The 9,595-nt window shown below is 70.6% G+C and carries 10 protein-coding genes; 7 read left to right on the top strand and 3 right to left on the bottom strand.

Going from position 1 to position 9,595, the window contains the following annotated elements:
* Nucleotides 1-1,293 (bottom strand): HAD-IC family P-type ATPase (locus ACNFOC_RS44775; RefSeq protein WP_416964755.1); only part of this gene is annotated, 1,293 nt, incomplete at its 3' end.
* The gene (locus tag ACNFOC_RS44770) at nucleotides 1,283-1,639 is read right to left on the bottom strand and encodes an ArsR/SmtB family transcription factor (protein ID WP_406120815.1); all 357 of its coding nucleotides are present in this window, start codon (nucleotides 1,637-1,639) and stop codon (nucleotides 1,283-1,285) included. The genes ACNFOC_RS44775 and ACNFOC_RS44770, both read right to left, overlap by 11 nt.
* Nucleotides 1,640-1,798: 159 nt before the next feature.
* Between ACNFOC_RS44770 and ACNFOC_RS44765 the strand changes: the two genes are divergently transcribed.
* The 7 genes from ACNFOC_RS44765 (at nucleotide 1,799) to ACNFOC_RS44735 (ending at nucleotide 8,228) form a co-directional block, all read left to right on the top strand.
* A complete protein-coding gene (locus ACNFOC_RS44765) occupies nucleotides 1,799-2,254 on the top strand; it encodes a tellurite resistance TerB family protein (RefSeq protein ID WP_416964754.1) in 456 nt (151 codons plus the stop codon).
* Nucleotides 2,255-2,336: 82 nt separating this feature from the next.
* Nucleotides 2,337-3,140: an SAM-dependent methyltransferase gene (locus ACNFOC_RS44760; RefSeq protein WP_416964753.1), complete on the top strand. Its 804-nt coding sequence runs from the start codon at nucleotides 2,337-2,339 to the stop codon at nucleotides 3,138-3,140.
* 224 nt (nucleotides 3,141-3,364) lie between these two features.
* Nucleotides 3,365-4,378 (top strand): substrate-binding domain-containing protein, encoded by a 1,014-nt coding sequence (locus tag ACNFOC_RS44755; protein WP_416964752.1) that lies wholly within the window; start codon nucleotides 3,365-3,367, stop codon nucleotides 4,376-4,378.
* A gap of 39 nt (nucleotides 4,379-4,417) precedes the next feature.
* The gene (locus tag ACNFOC_RS44750; protein ID WP_416964751.1) at nucleotides 4,418-6,820 is read left to right on the top strand and encodes a sensor histidine kinase; all 2,403 of its coding nucleotides are present in this window, start codon (nucleotides 4,418-4,420) and stop codon (nucleotides 6,818-6,820) included.
* Nucleotides 6,821-6,831: 11 nt separating this feature from the next.
* Nucleotides 6,832-7,263: a roadblock/LC7 domain-containing protein gene (locus ACNFOC_RS44745; protein ID WP_266773724.1), complete on the top strand. Its 432-nt coding sequence runs from the start codon at nucleotides 6,832-6,834 to the stop codon at nucleotides 7,261-7,263.
* A gap of 1 nt (nucleotide 7,264) precedes the next feature.
* Nucleotides 7,265-7,624 (top strand): DUF742 domain-containing protein, encoded by a 360-nt coding sequence (locus ACNFOC_RS44740; protein WP_366493110.1) that lies wholly within the window; start codon nucleotides 7,265-7,267, stop codon nucleotides 7,622-7,624.
* Entirely contained in the window at nucleotides 7,611-8,228 is a 618-nt protein-coding gene (locus ACNFOC_RS44735) for a GTP-binding protein (RefSeq protein WP_416964750.1), read from the top strand. The genes ACNFOC_RS44740 and ACNFOC_RS44735 overlap by 14 nt, the downstream gene beginning before the upstream one ends.
* Here the strand turns inward: ACNFOC_RS44735 and ACNFOC_RS44730 are convergent.
* Nucleotides 8,209-9,595: M81 family metallopeptidase (locus ACNFOC_RS44730; RefSeq protein WP_416964749.1), on the bottom strand; the 1,387-nt coding region annotated here is incomplete at its 5' end. The two genes, ACNFOC_RS44735 and ACNFOC_RS44730, sit on opposite strands and share 20 nt — an antisense overlap.

The following is a 9,595-nucleotide window of genomic DNA, read 5'->3' as shown; positions in this document are numbered from 1 at the left end:
GTCCTGGCGTTCGAACGTCAGGTGCCAGGCCGAGCGCTCCCCGCTGGCCGAAGGCGTCGTGGAACAGGACGGCGAGGTGGTGCTCGCCCGCGCCGCGCGCCCCGAGCGCGACCCCGTCCTCGCCTCCAACAGCGCCTCGTCGAGGGCGTCCGGAGTGGGTGCCTCGGCGAGTTGGAGGGTCCACCAGGCGGCCGTGGCGGCCAGGCGCAGGACGTCCGGGTCGTCGCGGCCGTCGGGGCCGAGGGCGCGTTCCACGACCGGGCGGTCCTGGGTGAGGGTGCCGGTCTTGTCTAGGCAGAGGATGTCCACGGCGCCCAGGTCGTGCAGTGCGGGGAGGCGTCTGACGACGACGCCGTGCGTACGGGCGAGCAGCGCGGCCCCGCGCGCGAGGCAGGTCGTCACGATCACCGGGAGCATCTCGGGCGTCAGCCCGACCGCCACCGCGACGGCGAACGGCAGCGTCGCCAGGCCCCGGCCGCGCAGCGCCGCGTTGGCCATGAGGACGAGTGGGGGCGTGAGCAGCATGAACCGGATCAGCACCCAGGAGATGCCGTGCACGGAACGGTCGAAGGCGCTCGCCTCCCGCCGCACCGGCCCCTCGTGTGCGGCCGCGAACCGGGTCCGCGCCCCCGTCGCCACCACGACCGCCGTGGCGCTCCCCGAGACGACACCGCTGCCCTGGAAGCAGAGATACGGCTGCGCGAAGGGGCCCTCGTCCGCCGCCCCGGGCAGCTCCACGGCGGCCTTGGCGACCGGGGCGGACTCGCCGGTGAGCGCGGCCTGGTGCACGGTCAGCCCGGTCGCGCGCAGCAGCCGTACGTCCGCGGGGACGAGGTCGCCGGGCCCGAGCCGGATCACATCGCCCGGCACCAGCTCGGCGACCGGTGTCTCCCGGGCCCGTACCGGTGCCTCCTCGTCCGCGCGGCGCAGCACGCAGGCGGTGGAGCCGACCAGCTCGCGCAGGTCGTGCAGGGAGCGGTCGGCCCGGTGCTCCCCGCTCGTGCGCAGGACGCAGCTCACCGCGACGAGGGCGAGGATCACCGCGGCGGTGCCCCAGGAGGCGACGAGCGCCGAGACCAGGCCGAGGCAGAGCAGCACGGCGGTGAAGGGGTCGCGCAGGCCGCGCAGGAAGAGGCGGGGCCAGGAGGTCGTACGGCGCTGGGGAACCGTATTCTCGCCGGTCGCCGCGAGCCGTGCCGCGGCCTCCGGGTCGGTCAGTCCGCGCGGGCCGGTGTCGAGGTGCCGCAGCACCTGGAGCGGGGTGTGCCGGTGGGCGGCGGTGTCAGAGGCCACGGAGTCGGGGGGCGGGGAGATCGGTCCGGTCGGCGCGGTCGCCGATGCGGGTGACCGCGAGCCGGACGACGTCGACGACGTCGGGGTCGTCGACGAAGTACACCTGGCGGCGGCCCTCGCGGCGGGACCGGACCAGGCCCGCGAGCTTCAGTTTGGTGAGGTGCTGGCTGACCGCGGGCAGCGCGCCGCCGACCCGGTCCGCGAGCCCGGTGACATCGCTCTCGCCCTGGGCCAGCGCCCACACGATGTGCAGCCGGGCGGGCGAGGCCAGCAGTCCGAAGGCCGCGGCGGCGTCCGCGAGCACATCGGCGGACGGGTCGTCGAAGCCGCTGCCGGCTGTCGCCACCGTCGTCGCCTCCCGTTCCGGACCGGTCCCGTTCGTGAACGGCCCAGTCTAGGCGGCCGGAACTTCTCCTCGGTCCGGGGAGTTTCCACGGTGCTACAGCCACTGATTCGTATACGTACGACCACTGCATGACGCACGACTACTACAGATGGAGTTCGCATGGCCCTGTGGGACCGCTTCAAGGAGTCCGCGTCGACGATGCAGACCCAGCTCGTGGCGAAGAAGAACGACCTGAAGAGCGGGGCGTTCCGCGACGCGAGCATGGCGATGTGCGCGCTCGTGGCGGCCGCCGACGGCACGATCGACCCGTCGGAGCGACAGCGGGTCGCCCAGCTCATCGCGAGCAACGAAGTGCTCCAGAACTTCGACGCGATGGACCTCCAGCGCCGTTTCGACGAGAACCTGGGCAAGCTGACGGCGGACTTCGCCTTCGGCAAGGTCAGCGTGCTCCAGGAGATCGCCAAGGCGAAGAAGAAGCCCGCCGAGGCGCGTGCCGTGATCCAGATCGGCATCGTGATCGGCGGCGCGGACGGCGACTTCGACAAGACCGAGCAGGCCGTGGTCCGCGAGGCGTGCTTCACCCTCGACCTGCCGCCGCACGAGTTCGATCTCTGAAATCCCGCTTTACTCCTCAACTACCTTCTGATTCTGGGAGGTTGGTGCCGACGCAGGTCGACACCAACAGAGGAGCCGCACCGTGCCCGAGTCCGGCCGCATCGACACCGACACCGCCCACTCCGCGCGGATCTACGACTACATCCTGGGCGGAAGTGACAACTACCCCGCCGACCGGGAGGCCGGCGACGCGATGATCCGGGAGTGGCCGGCCATGCCGGTGCACATGCGGGCCAACCGTGACTTCATGATCCGTGCGGTGCGCCATCTGGCCGGGGAGGCGGGGATACGCCAATTCCTCGACGTCGGCACCGGCATCCCGACCTCCCCGAACATCCACGAGATCGCGCAGGCGGCGGCCGCGCACTCCCGGGTCGTCTACGTCGACAACGACCCGCTCGTCCTCGCCCTCTCCCAGGGCCTGTTGGACAGCACGCCCGAGGGGCGGACCGCGTACGTCGAGGCGGACATGCTGGACCCGGCGGCGATTCTGCGCGCCCCGGAGTTCCGCGGGACGCTCGACCTCGGTGAGCCGGTCGCGCTGACCGTGATCGCGATCGTTCACTTCGTGCTGGACGCGGACGACGCCGTGGGCATCGTGCGCCGGCTCCTCGAACCCCTGCCCTCCGGCAGCTACTTGGCGATGTCCATCGGTACGGCGGAGTTCGCGCCGGACGAGGTGGGCCGGGTCGCCCGTGAGTACGCGGCGCGCGGGATGCCGATGCGCTTGCGTACGTATCCGGAGGCCGAGGAGTTCTTCGAGGGGCTCGAACTCGTCGGGCCGGGTATCGTCCAGGTCCACAAGTGGCGTCCGGACGGGACGGACGCCGAACCGATCAGGGACGAGGACATCGCGATGTACGGCGCGGTGGCCCGCAAGCCGTGACCGTCCGTCCGCCGGTACTCGGCCTCCTCAACTTCCGTACGACGTCGAGATGATCACAATGCGGCAGCAACAACTCACTCCATGTCGCTGCTCACTTGACTACCAGCGGTCACACGCGATTGGCTCCGGCCAACGGGAGTAACCCGGTCGGCGCGCCTCATACGGCTCCGGGCGCACTCTCCCCGTCCCCCAGCTCGGCCGCACAGCGAGGTGCCGCACCGCTCATGACCACTCCACCCCCACCTCACCCCTCCTTCCGTCTCGTACGAGGCATGGCGCTCACCCTCGCCGTGGCCGGCTGTCTGCTGCTCTCCGGCTGCTCCGGGACCGGTGGTTCCGGCTCCGGTACGGACACGGACGGTGCCGCGGGCAAGGGACAGCTCAAGATCGCGCTGGTGACCCACGCGAGCAAGGGCGACGCCTTCTGGCAGCTGGTGCAGAAGGGTGCCGAGGCCGCCGCGGCCAAGGACGGCATCGACCTGACGTACACGAGCGACCCCGACGCCACCGGACAGGCCGAGCTCGTGCGGGACTCGATCCGGGACGGGGTCGACGGCATCGCGGTGACGCTCGCGAAACCGGACGCGATGAAGGGGCCCATCAAGGAAGCGAAGGCCTCGGACATTCCGGTGGTCGGCCTCAACTCCGGTATCGACTCCTGGCAGTCGGAGGGCGTCCTGGAGTTCTTCGGGCAGGACGAGAGCGTCGCGGGCCGCGCCGTCGGCCAGAAACTGGACGCTTTCAAGGCCAAGCACGCCCTGTGCGTGATCCACGAGCGGGGCAATGTCGCCCTGGAGGCGCGCTGCGCGGGCGTGAAGAAGGCGTTCACCGGCGAGACCGACATGCTCTATGTGGACGGCACCGACATGGACGCCGTGTCCGCGGGGGTCACGGACCGGCTGAAGCAGGACCCCAGCATCGACGAAGTGGTCATGATGGGCGCCGATTTCGCACTGGCCGCGGTCAAATCCGTGAAGGCGGCGGGCAGCAAGGCCAAGGTCGCGACCTTCGACCTCAACCAGGACCTGGTCAAGGCCGTGCAGAGCGGCGACGTACAGTTCGCGGTCGATCAACAGCCTTATCTTCAGGGCTATCTGGCCGTGGACGCGTTGTGGCTGTACAAGACCAACGGCAACATCAGTGGCGGCGGGGCGGCTCCCGTGCTCACCGGCCCGGCGTTCGTGACGAAGACGAACGTCGGCGCGGTCGCGAAGTTCGCGGCCAACGGAACGCGCTGACCGGACACTTCGTACGAGGATGTAGCGAGGACGACCACGATGTCTCCACGGACAGGTGCCCGGCGCCGCGTCGGTTCCATACGTCTTTCCCTGATCCTGCTCGCCCTGGTCCCCAGCGTCACGCTGGCCGCCATGTGGGGCCTGACGACGACCCAGATGTTCGCGGAGGGGCTACGGCTGCGCTCGCAGACGGAGTTGAGCAGGTCGACCGGCGCCATGGGCACCGAGGCCGCGCTCGCGCTCCAGAAGGAGCGCAGTCTCTCGGCGGCGTGGATGGCCGATCCGCACGGCTCGCAGGCCGCGTTGGAGGCCCAGCGCACGGCGACGGACAAGGCGGTGGCCCAACTCGTGGGCCAGTCGGGCGCGATCAAGAACGCGCCGTCCCGGATCAGGGACCGGATGTACTCGGTCGTCGCGTCGGTGGACAGCCTGGAGTACTACCGCAGCCAGGTGGACAAACCCACCGACATCACGGCCCAGCAGGTGCTGGACCAGTACACCTCGATCATCGACGACCAGATCCAGGCGTTCCAGGAGCTGTCCCAGGTCGACGACGGCGACCTCACCTCGCAGGCGGAGCCGCTCGTCGCGCTGGAGCACGGCGCGGAGCTGGTCTCCCAGGAGGACGCGCAGCTGACGCTGGCCTGGCACTCCGGGTATGTGAACAACGAGTCGTGGGAGCAGTTCGCCGAGCTGGTGCACGCGCGGCGCTGGCTGGTCGAGGACCAGATCGCCACCGGGTTCCAGGGCGCCACCAAGACGCGGATCGAGCACATTCTCCAGAGCGTCGAGTGGAGCACCCTGGAGTCCACGGAGGACGCGGTGCTCACGGCCGGTACAGCGGACAAGGCGGTGCCGGACAACGGCTCGGCCGGCAGGATCGCCCTGCCCGACGAGCAGAAGCAGTGGAACGCGGCACTGACCCAGGTCGCCGACGAGTACGAGGTGTTGATCCGGCAGCAGACCGCCGCACTCCTCGACCGCAGCTCCGCCAAGGCGCACAGCCTGCTCGTCACCGCCGCCCTGCTGAGCGCGGGCGGACTTGGCGCCCTGCTGCTGTGCGTCGTCATGTCCTGGCGGATCACCCGCTCCCTGTCCCGTCGGCTGCGCGGCCTGAAGATGGCCACCCTGAGCCTCGCCGAGGACCGACTGCCCGACGTGGTGGCCCGGTTGAACCGGGGCGAGAAGATCGACGTCGAGTCGGCGACCCCGCCCCTGGACTACGGCAACGACGAACTCGGCCAGGTGGCCCAGGCGTTCAACACCGCGCAGCGCACCGCCGTGCACACCGCGGTCGAACTCGCCGACACCCGGCGGGGTTTCCAGAAGGTCATCCTCGGTATCGCCCGGCAGAGCCAGAACCTGGTCAACCTCCAGCTCACCAAGCTCGACCAGCTGGAACGCCGGCACGACGACCCCGAGGTCCTGCGCGGTCTGTACGAACTGGACTCCACCGCCTCCCAGTTGCGCCGCTACGAGGAGAACCTCGTCGTCATCAGCGGTGAGCAGCCCCGCCGCAGCTGGACCGAGCCGGTCTCGCTGATCGACATCCTGCGCAGCGCCGTCGGCGAGGTCGCCGAGTACCAGCGGGTGGAGGTGCACACCGAGGAGGAGGTGTGCCTGGCGCCGCCCGCGGTCGCGGACGTGATCCACCTGCTGGCAGAGCTGATCGACAACGCGACCGTGTACTCCCCCGCGCCCAGTCCCGTCGGGGTGCGGGCCGCGATGGTCGCCAAGGGGCTCGCCATCGAGGTCGAGGACCGCGGGCTCGGCATGTCCGACGAGGACTACGCCTCGCTCAACGAACAGCTGGCGGTGGCCCCGCAGTTCGACGTGGTCGCCCTCGCCGACGACCTGCGGCTCGGCATGTTCGTGATCGCCCGGCTCGCCACCCGGCACGGCATCGCGGTGACACTGCGTTCCTCGCCGTACGGCGGCACGACCGCGATCGTACTGATCCCGCACGAGATCGTCGTACCCGAGCCGGCCGAGGAGTCCACTCGGGGCGCCGCACGAGCGGCCGATGCCGAGTCCGTCGTAGCGGAGAAGGCGGAGAAGGCGGAGAGGACGGAGAAGGCGGCCGTCTCCGCGTCAACCACCTTGGACGACGGGGCAGTTGAGACGTCGAGTCCCGCGCCCGAGGCCCGCCCCGCCATCCCTCCGGCGCGGTCGCCCGAGGACGAGTCGGTCACGGCCGGACTCGGGGGGCTCACCCCGTTGCCGCGTCGGGTGCCGCAGACCAGCCTGGCCAGTGAGTTGCGGGAGGAGGCCGGGGCGGTCGAGGAGGACACGGAGCTGGAAGACTTCACCGCGGAGCGTGCGGCTTCCTCGCTGGCCGGGTTCCAGCGCGGCACGTTCCAGGCGCGTGACGAGGACGCGCCGTCGCAGTACGACCGGGAGGAAGCAGCCGCCTCCTCGACTCCGCCCGCCGACCGCTCATGAAGGACTCCGCCATGACACGTCCCGTCCCCGCCACGCACACCCAGCTCGACCAGTTGCTCACCGGACTCGTGGACCGGGTGGCCGAGGTGAACCAGGCCGTCGTGCTGTCCGAGGACGGGCTGGTCGTCAGCAAGTCCACCGGGTTCCTGCGCGACGACGCCGAGCGGCTGGCGGCCACCGCGTCCGGGCTGATGAGCCTCAGCAAGGGGGTCAGCATGGACTTCCGGGGCGGCCCGGTGCGCCAGGCGCTGATCGAGATGGCGAACAGCTATCTGATCCTCACCTCGGCGGGCCCCGGCGCCCATCTGGTCGTCCTGACCGGTCCGGGCGCGGACGTCGGGGTCGTGGCGTACCAGATGAACATGCTGGTGAAGAAGATAGGCGAGCATCTCAGCGCCGCGCCGCGGGCGGGCGTCGGCCCCGCGGCCGGCTCCGGCGAGTGAGGTGAGCGGTGGCGACGCGGCGGGACGGCTCGTACGGCCGTTCACGCTGACCGGAGGCAGAACCCGGCCCAGCCGCGCCGATTTCACCCTCATCACCACGGTGACCGCGGTCGATCCGGCGCCCGCGCGGGCGCCCCGGCCGCAGCCGGAGCAGTCCCGCATCCTGCGGCTGTGCGCCGAGCCGCTGGCGGTCGCGGAGGTCGCGGCTCTTGTCGACCTTCCGGTGAGCGTGGTAGTGATCATGCTCTGCGATCTGCTGGAGGCGGGCCTGATCACGGCCCGGCCGCCGCACCCGGTCTCCCGTACCAGCCCGGACCTGGACCTGCTGCAGAAAGTGAGGGAGGGCCTTGACCGGCTCTGACACCATCGCTCCGGCACCCGCGCCGCCCGAGACGGTCAAGATCCTGATCGCGGGGGGCTTCGGCGTCGGCAAGACCACCATGGTCGGTTCGGTGAGCGAGATCGCCCCGCTGCGCACCGAGGAACCGCTGACCGTGGCGGGCCTCGCCGTCGACGACCTCGACGGCATCGAGGAGAAACGGGCCACCACCGTGGCCCTGGACTTCGGCCGCATCACCATCGGCCAGGACCTGGTGCTGTACCTGTTCGGCACCCCGGGCCAGCAGCGCTTCTGGTTCATGTGGAACGACCTGGCGCTCGGCGCGCTGGGCGCGGTGGTCCTCATCGACGTCCGCCGCCCCAAGTCCAGCTTCGCGGCCGTCGACTTCTTCGAACGCCGGGGCATCCCGTTCGTGGTGGGCGTGAACGGCTTCTACGGCGAGCACCCGTATCCCGCGGAGGCGGTGCGCGAGGCGCTGGCCCTCCCCGATGACGTCCGGGTGCTGCTCTGTGACGCCCGCGAGCGCGACTCGTGCCGGAACGTACTGATCGCGCTGCTCGACCAGTTGATCGCCGCCGCCATCGAGGACGGCGGGGGCGGCAAGCTCACTCGTCCGCCCCGCTGAGCTGTTCGTCGGAGGGGGCGATGACCCGGGCCGTGAGGTCCGGGTCGGGCATGCCCCGGTCGAAGGGGAACATGGGCCGCCGGATGCGGTGATGCCCGAGCCTGCCGAGGTCCTGGTCGACCCCGCCCGGGGTGAGGGCCATCTTCCAGTCGGCGGCCATGGCGAAGAGCTCGGGTTCGAGATAGCCGATCTTGACGAGCACGAGATCGGCGGAGCGCGGGTCCAACTCCAGGTCGGTGAAGTCGTGTTCGTGGTGGTACGGCTTCCGCAGCCGCGTCAGGATCACGTACACGCTGCCCACCCGCAGCACCACCTCGGTCTCCGCGTCCCGGTCGCCGTGCCGGACCGAGTGCACGACTCCGGTGAAGGTGAGCGGGCCCGCGTGCCGGTCGTCGACCTCCGCGCCGGCCGTGACCGTGACGGTGGCACCGACGCCTGCACGCTCCGCCGCGGCTACGGCGGACGGTCCGGGCAGCGACGCGTAGATGACCGTAGGGCCGCTCTCGTCCTTGAACTCCGGGCGTTCCAGGACCTGTTGGAGCCCCCAGGTGACGTCGCCCGCGCCGCCCGCGGTCGGATTGTCGCCGGTGTCGCTGATGAAGTACGGGCGGGCGGTGGACGCGAGGGCCTCGTCGAGGCAGTCGTCGAGCGTGCCGGTCGGGGCCACGAACTCGAAGTCGTGCCGGGCCTCCCAGAAGCCGCGCGCCAACTGCTCGGCTCCGGTGGTTACTTGGGCGGCGGACGGGCCGGTGACGACGACAGCGGCTCGGTTGCGGGGCTCGTCTGCCCAGGCGTAGCCGACCCAGATCGCCGCGTCGGTGACTCCTTCGGTTGCTTCTACTTTTTCTACGGCCGCGTAGACGCTCTTCGCCGGTTCGATGCGGGTGGAGGTCTGTTCGCCCGCGAGCAGTACCGGGACCGGGATCCAGGCCTTGACCGGGCGGGGGGCGCCGCTCGTCAGGAGGTCTACGAGGTTGCGGGCGGCGCGTTCCTTGGTGCCCATGGCGTCCTCGTGCGGGGCCATGCGGTAGCAGGTGATCAGGTCGCTGGCGTGGACCAGTTCCCGGGAGACGTTGCCGTGCAGGTCCATCGAGGTCGACACGAGGGTGTTCGGGCCGACGGTCTCTCGGATGCGGGCGAGGAGGAGGGACTCGGCGTCGTCCATGCCCTCTACTGTCATCGCGCCGTGGATGTCGTACCAGAGGCCGTCTATGGGGCCCAACTGCCGTAGGCGTGCGATGAGTTCGTCGGAGAGTTCCGTGAACGCGGCTGCCGTCACCGTGCCGCCGGGGAGTGCCTTGCCGACGAGGGCGCCTTGCCAGTCTGCGGCTTCCCGGAGGGGGGTGCCGGGGGCAAGGAAGGGGTAG

Source organism: Streptomyces colwelliae (assembly GCF_048158785.1).
GTDB lineage: Bacteria > Actinomycetota > Actinomycetes > Streptomycetales > Streptomycetaceae > Streptomyces.
Note: the sequence above shows the minus strand (reverse complement) of the source record. Positions and strands in the feature narration are given on the sequence as shown.